The organism is Cupriavidus sp. HPC(L) (assembly GCF_000307735.3).
In the GTDB taxonomy this organism is placed as follows: Bacteria; Pseudomonadota; Gammaproteobacteria; order Burkholderiales; family Burkholderiaceae; genus Cupriavidus.
The window spans coordinates 1-14,558 of record NZ_AMPR02000015.1 but is presented as its reverse complement, the minus strand read 5'-3'; the positions used below and the strand labels follow the sequence as shown (position 1 = coordinate 14,558).

The following is a 14,558-nucleotide window of genomic DNA, read 5'->3' as shown; positions in this document are numbered from 1 at the left end:
GGCAGTGCGGGCCGTCTCCGTGCGGTCCGTGTTCGCGCGGCGTCCACCGGTGCGGCCCGGATTGGGCCGGGGCCGCACGGCCGCCGCACCGCGGGCGGGCCCGGTCATGCCGAGGCTTTGCGGCGCGACTTCCTGCCATTGCCCCGGCGCCAGGCCGAGCTGGCGCAGGTCCAGCGCACCGATGCCGACCCGGACCAGCCGCAGCGTCGGGTGGCCGACTGCCGCGGTCATCCGCCGCACCTGCCGGTTCTTGCCCTCGTGGACCACGATCTCGATCCACTGGGTCGGGATCGCCGCGCGATAGCGGATCGGCGGCGTGCGCGGCCACAGGAAAGCGGGCTCGTCGATCAACGTGGCCTGTGCCGGCAGCGTGTGGAAGTCGCCCAGATCCAGGCCGGCGCGCAGCCGGGCCAGCGCGGCCTCGTCCGGCACGCCTTCGACCTGCGCCAGATAGGTCTTGGCCAGCTTCTGGCGCGGATCGGCGATGCGCGCCTGCAGCACGCCGTCGTCGGTCAGCAGCAGCAGCCCTTCGCTGTCGGCGTCGAGCCGGCCGGCCGGGTAGACGTCCGGCATCGCGATCCAGTCGGCGAGCGTCTGCCGGCTCGGATGGGGCGAGAACTGGCTCATGGTGCCGAACGGCTTGTTCAGGGCGATCAGGGTCATGGGGCAACCGGTGCGGGAAAGGCGCCAGTATGCCGCAGCGCGCGCGGCGCAAGGGCCGGTCCGGGATGGCGGATGATGAAAAATTGCTGCATAATACGAAACCGGTCTTGTGTCTTATATAAGACTCAAATAGGGCGCAGTCTCGCGATGCAGCAGTGCCGGTGTCGCGAGGGCCGTTACAATGCCTCCCGCTAGGCCCGCATTTCGCCGTCTGGTCACGAACCCGCCGGCCGTTCCAAAACCCCCGTTCCGTACTGGAGACGTCATGTACCAACACATCAAGGTCCCGGCCGGTGAGAAGATCACGGTCAACCAGGATCTCTCGCTGAATGTTCCGGACAATCCGATCATCCCTTATATCGAAGGCGACGGTACCGGCTTCGATATCACCCCGGTGATGATCAAGGTGGTGGACGCGGCCGTGGCCAAGGCCTACGCCGGCAAGCGCAAGATCTCGTGGATGGAGATCTACGCCGGCGAGAAGTCGACCAAGGTCTATGGCCCGGATGTGTGGCTGCCCGACGAAACCCTGGACGTGCTCCGCGAATACGTGGTCTCGATCAAGGGCCCGCTGACCACGCCGGTCGGCGGCGGCATCCGCTCGCTGAACGTCGCGCTGCGCCAGCAGCTGGACCTGTACGTCTGCCTGCGTCCGGTGCGCTATTTCAAGGGCGTGCCTTCGCCGGTGCGCGAGCCCGAGAAGACCGACATGGTGATCTTCCGTGAGAACTCGGAAGACATCTACGCCGGTATCGAATGGGAAGCCGAAAGCGAGCAGGCCAAGAAGGTCATCGCCTTCCTGCAGAACGAAATGGGCGTCAAGAAGATCCGCTTCCCGGAAACCTCGGGTATCGGCGTCAAGCCCGTGTCGAAGCAGGGCACCCAGCGCCTGGTCCGCAAGGCGATCCAGTACGCGATCGACAACGACAAGCCCTCGGTGACCCTGGTCCACAAGGGCAACATCATGAAGTTCACCGAAGGCGGCTTCCGCGACTGGGGCTACGAGCTCGCGCAGAAGGAATTCGGTGCCGAACTGATCGACGGCGGCCCGTGGTGCAAGTTCAAGAACCCGAAGACCGGCAAGGACATCATCGTCAAGGACGCGATCGCTGACGCGTTCCTGCAGCAGATCCTGCTGCGTCCGGCCGAGTACTCGGTGATCGCGACGCTGAACCTGAACGGCGACTACGTTTCCGACGCGCTGGCCGCGCAGGTCGGCGGCATCGGCATCGCGCCGGGCGCCAACCTGTCGGACTCGGTGGCGATGTTCGAAGCCACCCACGGTACCGCGCCGAAGTACGCCGGCAAGGACTACGTGAACCCGGGTTCGGAAATCCTGTCGGCCGAAATGATGCTGCGCCATATGGGCTGGACCGAGGCCGCGGACCTGATCATCTCGTCGATGGAGAAGTCGATCCTGTCGAAGAAGGTCACGTACGACTTCGCCCGCTTGCTCGAAGGCGCGACGCAGGTCTCGTGCTCGGGCTTCGGTCAGGTGATGATCGACAATATGTAATCGCCGGCTTCGCTGGCGTCGCGCTGCCCCTCTGGCTGCGCGACGCACCGCGTTGACGAAAAACCCCCGTTGCCGTCAGGTAGCGGGGGTTTGTTTTTTCAAGCCGGCTTTAAACCGCGGGAATGGAATGGACGGCAATGGAATGGAAAAGGCCCGGCGTTGCCGGGCCCTTTCCCCAGGATTCAATGACTTGCGCCTCGGCAATCGATGATTCGATTGCCCCCGCCGGACGCCTGTCGTCGAAGCCTGTAGCGACCGCCGCGCGCTCTGCCGGCGGGTGCGGTCGCGATGTCGCGCTCAGGCGGCGCTCTGGATGTTCGTGGCTTGCTTGCCCTTCGGACCTTGCACGATTTCGAACGAAACGCGCTGGCCCTCTTTCAGGGTCTTGAAGCCATTCATCTGGATAGCCGAAAAGTGCGCAAACAGTTCTTCGTTACCGTCGTCCGGGGTGATAAACCCGAAGCCCTTGGCATCATTGAACCATTTGACCGTACCGCTTGCCATAAACTCCCCCAACGAAAAAACAGATTTCAAACAGGGGGGCGCTCAGGCCAGCGGCAGCTGCAACGAGGGGTTGCACCAAACACCGCAGCGCCTCTGTCGAGGCGCCGCTGCTGGCTCCGTAGGCCTCCCTGCTCACGGAGCACTCGAGGTCCGGTCTGTTGCTTTGGCTCGCGGGACCGGACCTGAATGTCCGAACGATTCTTCTGGCAAACAATCAGACTGTCAAGACGGCACATTCCCCACCCTGACGCCAATGTGGCAGGAATGGGACGGCTCGCAACCGTGCTACTGTGACGGCTCGCGCAGCGTCCCGGAACGCTCCAGGGCACGCCCTCGGGCACGCCATTGGCCGCTGCGTCGGGCGGCGTGGTTCGAGGGTCGAGGAATGGTCCGGAATTGGAAGCTTGCCCTTGAAACCGACAGCTTTTGCCCAAATTGCAGACTTGAGCGGAGGGGTTAGAATAAAGCCATGGCTACACGGCTGGCGAATGTCCCACAACGCGATGCAGGCACCGTACTGGAGCGGAAAGAGCAGGCGCTCAAACCGCCGGCCATGTACAAGGTCGTCCTGTTGAACGACGACTACACTCCGATGGAGTTTGTCGTCATGATCCTGCAACAGTATTTCAGCAGGGACCGAGAAACGGCGACGCAAATCATGCTGACCGTGCATCGGGAAGGCAAGGGAGTCTGCGGTATCTATACCAGGGATATCGCCGCGACGAAGGTCGAGCTGGTGTCAACGCACGCGCGGCAGGCAGGTCATCCACTGCAGTGCGTGATGGAGGAAGCATGATTGCGCAAGAACTGGAAGTCAGCCTGCATATGGCCTTCGTCGAGGCCAGGCAGGCACGCCACGAATTCATCACCGTGGAGCACCTGCTGTTGGCGTTGCTGGACAACCCGACCGCAGCGGAAGTTCTGCGCGCCTGCGCGGCCAATATCGAGGACCTGCGCACCAGCCTGAAGAATTTCATCGTCGACAACACCCCCGTCGTGCCTGGTACCGACGAGGTGGACACGCAGCCGACCCTCGGCTTCCAGCGCGTGATTCAGCGCGCGATCATGCATGTCCAGTCGACCTCCAACGGCAAGAAGGAAGTCACAGGCGCCAACGTGCTGGTGGCCATCTTCGGCGAGAAGGATTCGCACGCGGTCTATTACCTGCAGCAGCAGGGCGTGACGCGGCTCGACGTCGTCAACTTCATCAGCCACGGCATCCGCAAGGATCAGTCCGAGCCGGCCAAGCATGGCGACGGTACGGCCGAGGGCGAAGGCGGCGACGGCAAGGAAAGCCCGCTGGAGCAGTACACCCAGAACATGAACGCGCTGGCCAAGGCCGGCAAGATCGATCCGCTGATCGGCCGCGAGAGCGAGGTCGAGCGCGTGGTGCAGGTCCTGTGCCGCCGGCGCAAGAACAATCCGCTGCTGGTCGGCGAGGCCGGCGTCGGCAAGACCGCGATCGCCGAAGGCCTGGCGTGGCGCATCACCAAGAACGAGGTGCCCGACATCCTCGAGAAGGCGGTCGTCTACTCGCTGGACATGGGCGCGCTGCTGGCCGGCACCAAGTATCGCGGCGACTTCGAGCAGCGGCTCAAGGGCGTGCTCAAATCGCTGAAGGACAACCCGAACGCGATCCTGTTCATCGACGAGATCCACACGCTGATCGGCGCGGGCGCCGCGTCGGGCGGCACGCTCGACGCCAGCAACCTGCTGAAGCCGGCGCTGTCGTCGGGCCAGCTCAAGTGCATCGGGGCGACGACGTTCACCGAATATCGCGGCATCTTCGAGAAAGATGCAGCGCTTTCGCGGCGCTTCCAGAAGATCGACGTGGTCGAGCCGTCGGTCGACCAGACCGTGCAGATCCTGCGCGGCCTGAAGTCGCGCTTCGAGGAGCACCACGGCGTCAAGTACGCGTCGGCGGCGCTGACCGCGGCGGCCGAGCTGTCGGCGCGCTTCATTACCGACCGGCATCTGCCCGACAAGGCGATCGATGTGATCGATGAGGCTGGCGCAGCGCAGCGGATCCTGCCGAAGTCCAAGCAGAAGAAGACCATCGGCAAGGGCGAGATCGAGGACATCGTCTCGCGCATCGCGCGGATCCCGCCGCAGAGCGTCAACCAGGACGACCGGAGCAAGCTGCAGACGCTGGACCGCGACCTGAAGTCGGTGGTGTTCGGCCAGGACCCGGCGATCGAGGCGCTGGCTTCCGCGATCAAGATGTCGCGCGCCGGCCTGGGCAAGACCGACAAGCCGATCGGCTCGTTCCTGTTTTCCGGTCCGACCGGTGTCGGCAAGACCGAGGTGGCGAAGCAACTGGCCTTCATCATGGGCATCGAGTTGATCCGCTTCGACATGTCCGAGTACATGGAGCGCCACGCGGTCAGCCGTCTGATCGGTGCGCCCCCGGGCTATGTCGGCTTCGACCAGGGCGGGCTGCTGACCGAGGCGGTGACGAAGAAGCCGCATTGCGTGCTGCTGCTCGATGAGATCGAGAAGGCGCATCCGGACATCTTCAACATCCTGCTGCAGGTGATGGACCACGGCTCGCTGACCGACAACAACGGCCGGCGCGCGGACTTCCGCAACGTGATCATCATCATGACGACCAACGCCGGCGCCGAGACGATGAACCGGGCGACGATCGGCTTCACGTCGTCGCGCGAGCAGGGCGACGAGATGGCCGACATCAAGCGGATGTTCACGCCCGAATTCCGCAACCGGCTCGACGCGATCATCAGCTTCCGCTCGCTGGACGAGGAAATCATCCTGCGCGTGGTCGACAAGTTCCTGATGCAGCTGGAAGAGCAACTGCACGAGAAGAAGGTCGAGGCCAGCTTCACCGAGAAGCTGCGCAAGTTCCTGGCGCGCAAGGGCTTCGATCCGCTGATGGGCGCGCGTCCGATGCAACGGCTGATCCAGGACATGATCCGCAAGGCGCTGGCCGACGAACTGCTGTTCGGCCAGCTGGCGTCGGGCGGCAAGGTCGTGGTCGATCTGGACGACAAGGACCAGATCAAGCTGGAGTTCGCCGAGATCGATACCGAGCCGCCAGAGGCGCCGGAAAGCGAGCAACGCGCGGAGGCCTGATCCAGGCCCGGGGCGGGTGGCGGGCCGGACGGGCCCGCCACGCGAGTTCCATGCTATCCTTCGGCAAAATAGTACGGGGCGGCAGCGATGCCGCCCCTATTCATTTGGCCGCGCACGGCGCCGATGCCTGCCGGCAAGCTGAACGAGCCACCGATGTTTCGCCTGCGTCGTCTGATGCTGAAGTCGCTGCCGCTGGCCGCGACGTCCCCGATCCCGTTGATCGCCCACGCTTTGCCGGGCGAGTCCGCGAGCACCTACGGCGGTCACGTGGCGATGGTGCTGCCGATCCCGCCGGGCGGCAGCGGCGACGTGGTCGCGCGCCAGTTGCAGCCGGGGCTGAAGCAGGCGCTCGGCCAGCCGGTGGTGGTCGATCACCGTCCCGGCGCGGCCGGCCTGCAGGCCGCGGCGACGGTGGCGCGGGCCAGGCCCGATGGGCAGACGCTGCTGATGGCGTTCGACAGCCTCGCGTTGCAGCCGATCGCCTACAAGCAGCTGCCGTACGACACCTTCCGCGACTTCACGCCGATTTCCCAGCTGGCGCGCCATCCGCTGGTGGTGGCGGTCCATCCCTCGTTGCCCGTCGACAATATTCGTGCGCTGATCGGCCTCGGGCGGCAGCGCGACGAAGCGATCCGGGTGGCGTCGCCCGGCCCCGGCAGCCTCAATCAGCTGGCCGCGCAGGCGCTGGCGAGCGAGGGCGGGGCGTCGTGGCGGCACGTCGCGTTCAAGGGCACCGGACCGGCGGTGCAGGCCGTGCTGTCGGACCAGGCGGACCTGGTGCTGGCGAGCTACGCGGCCGTGCAGGCCCATCTGCAGACGCGCACGCTGAAGGCGCTGGCCGTGACCGGCGAGCGCCGGCTGGCGCAGTTGCCGCAGGTGCCCACGGTCGCGGAACAGGGCCTGGCGGGCTTCGAGGCCTATGGCTGGATCGGCGTGTTCGGTCCGGCCGGACTGCCGCCGGCCATGGTCGGCCGCCTGCATGGTGCCTTGTCGAACGCGATCCGCGCGCCGCGGGTCGCCTCGGCGTTGGCCGCGCATGGACTCGAGCCCGTGGCCGGCACACCGGAAGCGCTGGGCCAGTTGGTCCGGCGCGAGCACGACAGGTGGCAGGCGGTGGCCCGCCATGCCAATCTCCAGTTCGAATGATCGATCCGCGATCGATCCGAGTTCGATCCGACAATCGACCCAACGTGACGCAAGGACAGTGGCAATGACAGCGACCCTCGCAGCCCAGCGCCAGTTCGACCATGCCGTCGTGATCTGCCCCGACCTCGATGCCGCCGCGCAGACCTGGCAGCGGCTCGGCTTCACGCTGACGCCGCGCGGCTTTCATACGCTGGGCTCGCAGAACCATTGCGTGATGCTGGCTCGCGACTATCTCGAGCTGATGCATGTCGACGGCCCCGGCGAGGCGCTGCAGTACTACTGGCACAGCCAGCAGCACGGCGGCGGCTGCGCGGCGCTGTCGTGCCGCAGCGACGATGCGGTGGCCGATGCCGCGGCGCTGCGCGGTGGCGGCTGGCATACCGCCGAGCCGGTCGAATTCTCGCGTCCGGTGCGGCTGGACGATGGCTCCGAACACCCGGCGATCTTCCGTGTCACGGCGATGGACGATGCGCCGGGCGCGCGCTTCTTCCTGTGCGAGCACCGCACGCCGGAGCTGCTGTGGCGGCCGGAATGGATGACGCACGCCAATGGCGCGCAGGCAATCGGGACGATGTTCCTGGTGGTGGCGCCATCGCTGGTCGATGCCGCCGCGCGCGCCTATGCGGAACTGATGGGCGCCGAGCTGACCCAGCTGAGCGAGCACGTCTGCAGCCTGGCCGTCGGCGATGCGACGCTGGTGCTGTCCACCCCGCAGGCGCTTGCCGCGGCGACCGGCACCGGCCATATCCGCCAGGCGGTGCCCGGCTATGCCGCGATCCGGCTGCGTACCACCTCGCTGGAGCAGGCGCGCGCGCTGTGGCGGGAGGCGGGCGTTCCCAGCCTCGACCTGAGCGCGACCGAGACGCTGATTCCGGCCCACGCCGCCGCGGGCGTCGCGCTGCTGTTCGAGCAGCGCTGAGGCGGCAGGGCTGCGTAGGCGGCCGTCAGGCCGCCGCGCCGCCGTGATGGACGCCGGTCGAGCCGAAACCGCCGGCGCCGCGCGCCGATTCGCTCGAGAACGCTTCCACCGTGGTGAATACCGGGCGCAGCACCGGCACGAACATCATCTGCGCGATACGCTCGCCCGGCTGGATCACGATCGGCTCGGTGCCCGGCGCGTTGCGGTTCCAGACGCTGACCATGATCGGGCCCTGGTAGTCGGCATCGATCACGCCGATCGAGTTGCCCAGCACCAGGCCTTTCTTGTGTCCCAGCCCCGAGCGCGGCGCGATCGTCGCCGCCATATACGGGTTGCCCATATGCACCGCGATGCCGGCCGGCACCAGTTGCGCCGGCGTGCCGGGCTCGATCGTCAGCGGGGCGTCCAGGCAGGCGTGCAGATCGATCGCGGCGGCCATGTCGCTCTGATAGCTGGGCAGGCCCCACTGGTGCAGGCGCGCGTCAAGGATCTTGATTTCGACGGTCGGGTTCGGGGAAGGGGTCATCGGAGTCGGGTCGGAAAGGAGATTGTGTTCTCCCTCTCCCCTCAGGGGGAGAGGGTTGGGGAGAGGGGGGCCAAACCACAGCGGCAATGTCACCGCGGTTTCCCTCTCCCCCAAGCCCCTCTCCCGCAAGCGGGAGAGGGGAGAAAACCGGGAATTCGGCGAGGTTCGCGAGGCTGACGAAGGCAATCAAGCCAGATCGAAGCTCCATCAAGCCGGTCAGGCCTGATCAAGGCCGCTCGGCCGGCAGCCGCTCGGCGATCGCCGTCATCAGCTGCCGCGCCAGCGACAGCTTGTCCGCGCGCGGCAGGCGCGTCGCGCCGCGCTCGTCGAACAGCACGATCTCGTTCTCGTCCAGGCCGAAGGTATGGTGGCCGATATTGCCGACCAGCAGCGGCACGCCCTTGCGGCGGCGCTTCTGCTCGCCGTACTGCTCCAGGTTCTCGCTCTCGGCGGCGAACCCCACGCAATAGGGCGCATCGGCCCGCGCGGCCACGGTGGCCAGGATGTCGGGGTTCTGCACGAAGCGCAGCGTCGGCGTGTCGGTGTCGTTGGCCTTCTTCAGCTTCTGCTCGGACACCTCGGCCGGGCGCCAGTCGGCCACCGCGGCCACCGCGACGAACACGTCGGTGCCGCGCAGCTGCGACAGTACCGCGTCGTGCATCTGCTGCGCGCTCTGCACGTCGATGCGGGCGACGCCGCGCGGGGTCGGCAGCCCGGTCGGGCCGGCCACCAGCAGCACGTCGGCGCCGGCCTCGCGCGCCGCGCGCGCCAGGGCGAAGCCCATCTTGCCGGACGAGCGGTTGGTGATGCCGCGCACCGGGTCGATCGCCTCGAAGGTCGGCCCGGCGGTGATCAGCATCCGGCGGCCGGCCAGCACCTTGGGCTGGAAGTGGGCGACGATATCGTCCAGCAGCTCCTCGGGTTCGAGCATGCGGCCATCGCCGACCTCGCCGCAGGCCTGGTCGCCGCTGCCCGGGCCCAGCACCGCGACGCCGTCGGCGCGCAGCTGCGCGATATTGCGCTGGGTCGCGGGCGCCATCCACATCTGCCGGTTCATCGCCGGCGCCACCAGCAGCGGGCAATCGCGCGCGATGCACAGCGTCGACAGCAGGTCGTCGCACAGGCCATTGGCCAGCCGCGCGAGAAAATCGGTCGAGGCCGGCGCGATCACGATCGCATCGGCCTCACGCGACAGGTCGATATGCGCCATGTTGTTGGCGATCCGGCCGTCCCACTGCGAGGTGAACACCGGCCGCCCTGACAGCGCCTGCATCGTGACCGGCGTGATGAACTGCGTTGCCGCGTCCGTCATCACCACCTGAACGGTGGCGCCGGCCTTGGTCAGCAGCCGGACCAGCTCGGCCGACTTGTAGCAGGCGATGCCGCCGGTCAGCCCGAGTACGAGATGTTTGCCGCGCAGATCCATGGAAGGGCCTTCGATGCGAGGGGAGGGGAGTCGATGATACCGGCGTGCCGGAGGACGCGCCGGCTTGCCTGTCGGCGCTTCCTTCGGATCCGGCTCAGTGCCGGCGCACCCGCCGGAATTCGTCGACGATCAGCAGCACCGCGCCGACCGTGATCGCGCAGTCGGCGACGTTGAACGCCGGCCAGTGGTAGCCGCGCAGATGAAAGTCGAGGAAATCGACCACATGGCCGTAGACGATGCGGTCGATCACGTTGCCGATCGCGCCGCCGAGCACCAGCGACACCGCCAGGCTGAACAACCGCTGGCCGGCATGGCGGAACAGCAGCCAGACGATGAAGGCGCCGACCGCGAGCCCCAATCCGGTGAAGAACCAGCGCTGCCAGCCGCCGGCGTCGGCCAGGAAGCTGAACGCGGCGCCCTTGTTGTAGACCAGCACCAGGTTGAAGAAGCCGGTGACCGGGCGCGATTCTCCATAGTCGAAGCTGCGCACGATCACGATCTTGAAGAACTGGTCCAGCACCACGACCAGCGCGGCGAAGGCCAGCCACAGCAGCGGCGTGCCGCTGCGGCTCTTGTTGCTGGCGGCGCGGCCGCGGGCGGTACGGGTGGTCGCGGCCATCAGGCGTGGCTCCTCGGTTCGCCGGCACCGAACAGATTGCTGGTGCAGCGGCCGCACAGGGTCGGATGCGCGGCGTCGTGGCCGACGTCCTCGCGATAGTGCCAGCAGCGCTCGCACTTGGCGTGGCCGGACGGATGCACGGTCACCAGCAGGTCGCCGGCCTCGGGCGCCGGCGACACCGTCGCGGCCGAGGTCAGCAGCACGAAGCGCAGGTCGTCGCCGAGGCTGGCCAGCGCCTCCAGCGCCGGACCGCCGGCCTGGATCGAGACCTCCGCCTGCAGCGACGAGCCGATGCTTCCCTCGGTCCGCACCGCCTCCAGCTGCCGGGTGACCTCGGCCCGCACCGCGCGCACCGTGTGCCATTTCTGCAGCAGGTCGTCGGCCTGGTCGATCTCCGGCACCGTGTAGTAGGTGCTGGTGAAGATCGTGTCGGCGTGTTCGGTGCCGTGGGCGAACACCTGCCACGCTTCCTCGGCGGTGAACGACAGGAACGGCGCCATCCAGTGCAGCATCGCCTGCGTGATGTGGAACAGCGCGTTCTGCGCGGCGCGGCGCGCCTTCGAGTCCGGCGCGGTGGTATAGAGCCGGTCCTTCAGCACGTCCAGGTAGAAGCCGCCCAGGTCCTCCGAGCAGAAGGTCTGCAGCTTGGCCACCACCGGGTGGAACTCGTAGACGTCGTAGTGCGACAGCACTTCCTTCTGCAGCTGCGCGGTCAGCGCGACGGCGTAGCGGTCGATCTCCAGCCATTCCGACGGCGGCAGCGCGTCGCGCGCGTGGTCGTAGTCGGTCAGGTTGGCCAGCAGGAAGCGCAGCGTATTGCGGATGCGGCGGTAGCCCTCGACCACGCGCTTCAGGATCTCGTCGGAGATCGACAGCTCGCCGGAGTAATCGGTCGACGCCACCCACAGCCGGATGATCTCGGCGCCCATCTTGTTGGCGACGTCCTGCGGCGACACCGTGTTGCCGACCGACTTCGACATCTTGCGGCCTTCGCCGTCGACGGTGAAGCCGTGCGTCAGCAGCGCCTTGTAGGGCGGCTTGCCGTACAGCATCGAAGCGGTCAGCAGCGACGAGTGGAACCAGCCGCGGTGCTGGTCCGAGCCTTCCAGATAGAGGTCGGCCAGGCGCCCGTCCGGCGTATCGGCGGCCGCATCGTACAGGTCCTCGCGGTGCGAGCCGCGGATCACCGTCCAGTGCGTGGTGCCCGAGTCGAACCAGACGTCCAGCGTGTCGCGGTTCTTTTCGTACATCGCGGCGTCGGCTTCGCCCAGCTCGGTCAGGAACGCGGTGGCGTCCAGCGTCTGCCAGGCCTCGATGCCGTGCTGCTCGACCTTCCTGGCCACGGCCTCGAGCAGCTGCGGCGTGCGCGGATGGAGCGCGCCGGTTTCCTTGTGGACGAAGAAGGCCATCGGCACGCCCCACTGGCGCTGGCGCGACAGCGTCCAGTCCGGCCGGTTGGCGATCATGTTGTGCAGCCGCTGCTTGCCCCAGGACGGGTAGAACGCGGTCGCCTCGATGCCGGCCAGCGCGGTCTCGCGCAGCGTCGGACCGTTGTCGGCCGGCACCACATCCATGCCGGCGAACCATTGCGAGGTCGCGCGGTAGATGATCGGCGTCTTGTGCCGCCAGCAGTGCATGTAGCTGTGCTCGTAGCGGTGCGAGTTGAACAGGTTGCCCGAGGCCTTCAGCGTCTCGACGATGCGCGGATTCGCGTCCCAGATCGACAGGCCGCCGAACAGCGGCAGCCAGCTGGCATAGACGCCGTCGCCCATCACCGGGCTCAGGATGTCCTCGTCGCGCATGCCGTGCGCCTTGCAGGACTGGAAGTCCTCGATGCCGTAGGCAGGCGCCGAATGGACGATGCCGGTGCCGGTATCGGTGGTCACATAGTCGCCGAGGTAGACCGGCGAGGTGCGCTCGTAGCCCGGGTCCATCTTGGCCAGCGGATGGTGGAAGCGCACCTCGGTCAGCGCCGCGCCAGAGCAGGTCGCGACGACCTTGCCTTCGAGCTCATAGGTCTTGAGCTGTTCCTCGACGCGCTCGGTGGCCAGGATCAGGAAGCCGCGCGGTGTGTCGACCAGCGCGTATTCGACCTCCGGATGCAGGTTCAGCGCCTGGTTCGACGGGATCGTCCACGGCGTGGTGGTCCAGATGACGATCCAGCCGGGCCTGGACGACAGCGTTTCCAGCGGCACGTGGAAGGCGCGCGCGACCTTGTCGGTCTCCGCGAACGGGAAGCCGACATCGATCGACAGGTCGGTCTTGTCCTTGTACTCGACCTCGGCCTCGGCCAGCGCCGAACCGCAGTCGAAGCACCAGTTGACCGGCTTCAGGCCGCGGAAGACGTAGCCCTTCTCCAGGATCTTGCCCAGCGCCCGGATCTCGTCGGCCTCGTTGCTGAAGTTCATCGTCAGGTAGGGGTCGTCCCAGTCGCCCAGCACGCCCAGCCGTTCGAAGTCCTTGCGCTGGCGGGCGATCTGCTCGGTCGCGTAGGCGCGCGCCTTGGCCTGGACCTCCTGCACCGGCAGGCCCTTGCCGTACTGCTTCTCGATCTGGATCTCGATCGGCATGCCGTGGCAGTCCCAGCCCGGCACGTAGACGGCGTCGAGCCCGCTCAGGCCACGGGCCTTGATGATCATGTCCTTCAGGACCTTGTTGACGGCGTGGCCGATGTGGATGTCGCCGTTGGCGTACGGGGGGCCGTCGTGCAGCACGAATTTCTTCGCGCCTCGGCGCGCCGCGCGGATTGCCTGGTAGATCTTCTTTTCCTGCCACTGCTTGACCCACAGCGGCTCGCGCTTGGGCAGGTCGCCCCGCATCGGGAACGGGGTGTCGAGCAGGTTGACCGGGTATTTGTTCTTCTCGGCGTTCTTGTTCTCCGGCTTGGCGCCGGCCTTGGCTTGCTTGGTGTCGGACATGACGATTCTCAGGGCGATTCGGTGAGCGCGCAGGCCGGACGGTGCGGGCTGGCGCAATAAATGAGGCAGGGTCGGCGGTGACCCGGCTGCGCGCGCATGCGCGGCGAAAGCCGGCCGCTAGCTAATTCGGTCCGTGGCCGAGGTGGTGCGCACCGCGGGCGTGCCGGCAGTACCCGCGGCGCCCGCCGCGCCTTGCGCGTCGGGCTCGGTCAGGCCGAAGAAGGCGCGGGCGTCGGCGCAATCCTTGGCGATCGCCGCGGTCAGCGCTTCCAGCGAGTCGAAACGCGCTTCGTCGCGCAGCTTCTTGATGAATTCGACCCGCACCAGCTTGCCGTAGACGCTACGGTCGAAATCGAACAGATGCACTTCCAGCAGTACCCGTCCGGCGTCCTCGACGGTCGGGCGCACGCCGATGCTGGCGACGCCCGGCAGCGGGCCGTCGGCGAGGCCGTGCACCTGTACCACGAAGATCCCGTTGACGGCCGGGCGCTTGTGCGGAATGCGCAGGTTCAGCGTCGGAAAGCCGAGATCGCGGCCCAGCTTGCGGCCGTGGACCACATGCCCGCTGATCGCATAGCCGTGGCCCAGCAGCCGGCGGGCATGCTCGAGGTCGCCGGCGGCCAGCGCCTCGCGGACCGCCGAGCTCGAAATCCGTACCCCGCCTTCCGAGACCGAGCCCATCTGCTCGACATCGAAGCCGTAGCGCTTGCCGGCCTGCTGCAGATAGGCAAAGTCGCCGGCGCGCCTGGCGCCGAAGCGGAAGTCGTCGCCGACCAGCACCCAGCGCGCATGCAGCCCGTGCCACAGCACGTTCTCGACGAAGGCCTCGGGGGACTGGGCGGCGAAATGGGCGTTGAAGTGCTCGACCACCACGCGGTCGACGCCGTTGCGGCGCAGGCTTTCGAGCTTGTCGCGCAGCAGCGCGATGCGGGTCGGGGCGCGGTCCGGCGTGAAGAATTCGCGCGGGTGCGGCTCGAAGGTCATCACGCACAGCGGCAGCCCGCGCGCGTCGGCGGCCGCGCGCGCGCGCGCGAGCAGGGACTGATGGCCCCGGTGCACCCCGTCGAAATTGCCGATGGTGAGTGCGCAGGGTGCCCGGCTCTCGGCATTGGGCAGGCCGCGGAAGACTTTCACGAGGACGGCGACAAACGGTTAGGAATAAAGGCTGGATTATAAAGGGAACGGGCGCTTTGCCCCGCGTTGCGGCACAAGACCGTGCGGCGCGCGCGGG

At 67.2% G+C, this 14,558-nt stretch carries 12 protein-coding genes; 5 read left to right on the top strand and 7 right to left on the bottom strand.

Features of this window, described 5'->3' with window-relative positions; genetic code table 11:
- The coding region (locus B551_RS02050; protein WP_023263379.1) for a pseudouridine synthase at positions 1 to 663 on the bottom strand (663 nt) is incomplete at its 3' end.
- Between the two features lie 265 nt (positions 664 to 928).
- Here B551_RS02050 and icd point away from each other — a divergent pair.
- A complete protein-coding gene (gene icd / locus B551_RS02045; RefSeq protein WP_023263378.1) occupies positions 929 to 2,179 on the top strand; it encodes an NADP-dependent isocitrate dehydrogenase in 1,251 nt (416 codons plus the stop codon).
- Positions 2,180 to 2,476: 297 nt separating this feature from the next.
- On the opposite strand, the gene B551_RS02040 is transcribed toward icd, so the two are convergent.
- Positions 2,477 to 2,683, bottom strand: a complete 207-nt coding sequence (locus B551_RS02040) for a cold-shock protein (RefSeq protein ID WP_006578050.1) — start codon at positions 2,681 to 2,683, stop codon at positions 2,477 to 2,479.
- Positions 2,684 to 3,152: 469 nt separating this feature from the next.
- Between B551_RS02040 and clpS the strand changes: the two genes are divergently transcribed.
- The 4 genes from clpS to B551_RS02020 all read left to right on the top strand — a co-directional run bounded on the left by clpS (position 3,153) and on the right by B551_RS02020 (position 7,838).
- Complete coding sequence (clpS, locus tag B551_RS02035) at positions 3,153 to 3,479, top strand: ATP-dependent Clp protease adapter ClpS (protein ID WP_006578051.1); 327 nt, start codon at positions 3,153 to 3,155, stop codon at positions 3,477 to 3,479.
- Entirely contained in the window at positions 3,476 to 5,773 is a 2,298-nt protein-coding gene (gene clpA / locus B551_RS02030; RefSeq protein ID WP_006578052.1) for an ATP-dependent Clp protease ATP-binding subunit ClpA, read from the top strand. The genes clpS and clpA overlap by 4 nt, the downstream gene beginning before the upstream one ends.
- Positions 5,774 to 5,926: 153 nt before the next feature.
- Positions 5,927 to 6,919, top strand: a complete 993-nt coding sequence (locus tag B551_RS02025) for a tripartite tricarboxylate transporter substrate binding protein (RefSeq protein ID WP_043436878.1) — start codon at positions 5,927 to 5,929, stop codon at positions 6,917 to 6,919.
- 64 nt (positions 6,920 to 6,983) lie between these two features.
- A complete protein-coding gene (locus B551_RS02020) occupies positions 6,984 to 7,838 on the top strand; it encodes a VOC family protein (protein WP_006578054.1) in 855 nt (284 codons plus the stop codon).
- A 25-nt stretch (positions 7,839 to 7,863) separates the two neighbouring features.
- On the opposite strand, the gene dut is transcribed toward B551_RS02020, so the two are convergent.
- The 5 genes from dut to B551_RS01995 all read right to left on the bottom strand — a co-directional run bounded on the left by dut (position 7,864) and on the right by B551_RS01995 (position 14,461).
- On the bottom strand, positions 7,864 to 8,364 hold the full coding sequence (dut, locus tag B551_RS02015; protein ID WP_006578055.1) for a dUTP diphosphatase: 501 nt from the start codon (positions 8,362 to 8,364) through the stop codon (positions 7,864 to 7,866).
- A 226-nt stretch (positions 8,365 to 8,590) separates the two neighbouring features.
- Positions 8,591 to 9,790: a bifunctional phosphopantothenoylcysteine decarboxylase/phosphopantothenate--cysteine ligase CoaBC gene (gene coaBC / locus B551_RS02010; RefSeq protein WP_006578056.1), complete on the bottom strand. Its 1,200-nt coding sequence runs from the start codon at positions 9,788 to 9,790 to the stop codon at positions 8,591 to 8,593.
- Between the two features lie 94 nt (positions 9,791 to 9,884).
- The gene (gene lspA, locus B551_RS02005; RefSeq protein WP_006578057.1) at positions 9,885 to 10,409 is read right to left on the bottom strand and encodes a signal peptidase II; all 525 of its coding nucleotides are present in this window, start codon (positions 10,407 to 10,409) and stop codon (positions 9,885 to 9,887) included.
- Positions 10,409 to 13,327: an isoleucine--tRNA ligase gene (gene ileS / locus B551_RS02000; RefSeq protein ID WP_023263377.1), complete on the bottom strand. Its 2,919-nt coding sequence runs from the start codon at positions 13,325 to 13,327 to the stop codon at positions 10,409 to 10,411. The genes lspA and ileS overlap by 1 nt, the downstream gene beginning before the upstream one ends.
- Before the next feature lie 117 nt (positions 13,328 to 13,444).
- On the bottom strand, positions 13,445 to 14,461 hold the full coding sequence (locus B551_RS01995; protein WP_023263376.1) for a bifunctional riboflavin kinase/FAD synthetase: 1,017 nt from the start codon (positions 14,459 to 14,461) through the stop codon (positions 13,445 to 13,447).
- Positions 14,462 to 14,558: the final 97 nt, after the last annotated feature.

Excerpts from the sequence above, each read along its gene's own strand:
- icd (WP_023263378.1), top strand. The coding sequence starts at position 929 with ATGTACCAACACATCAAGGTCCCGGCCGGTGAGAAGATCACGGTCAAC.
- B551_RS02040 (WP_006578050.1), bottom strand. The coding sequence starts at position 2,683 with ATGGCAAGCGGTACGGTCAAATGGTTCAATGATGCCAAGGGCTTCGGG.
- clpS (WP_006578051.1), top strand. The coding sequence starts at position 3,153 with ATGGCTACACGGCTGGCGAATGTCCCACAACGCGATGCAGGCACCGTA.
- clpA (WP_006578052.1), top strand. The coding sequence starts at position 3,476 with ATGATTGCGCAAGAACTGGAAGTCAGCCTGCATATGGCCTTCGTCGAG.
- B551_RS02025 (WP_043436878.1), top strand. The coding sequence starts at position 5,927 with ATGTTTCGCCTGCGTCGTCTGATGCTGAAGTCGCTGCCGCTGGCCGCG.
- B551_RS02020 (WP_006578054.1), top strand. The coding sequence starts at position 6,984 with ATGACAGCGACCCTCGCAGCCCAGCGCCAGTTCGACCATGCCGTCGTG.
- dut (WP_006578055.1), bottom strand. The coding sequence starts at position 8,364 with ATGACCCCTTCCCCGAACCCGACCGTCGAAATCAAGATCCTTGACGCG.
- coaBC (WP_006578056.1), bottom strand. The coding sequence starts at position 9,790 with ATGGATCTGCGCGGCAAACATCTCGTACTCGGGCTGACCGGCGGCATC.
- lspA (WP_006578057.1), bottom strand. The coding sequence starts at position 10,409 with ATGGCCGCGACCACCCGTACCGCCCGCGGCCGCGCCGCCAGCAACAAG.
- ileS (WP_023263377.1), bottom strand. The coding sequence starts at position 13,327 with ATGTCCGACACCAAGCAAGCCAAGGCCGGCGCCAAGCCGGAGAACAAG.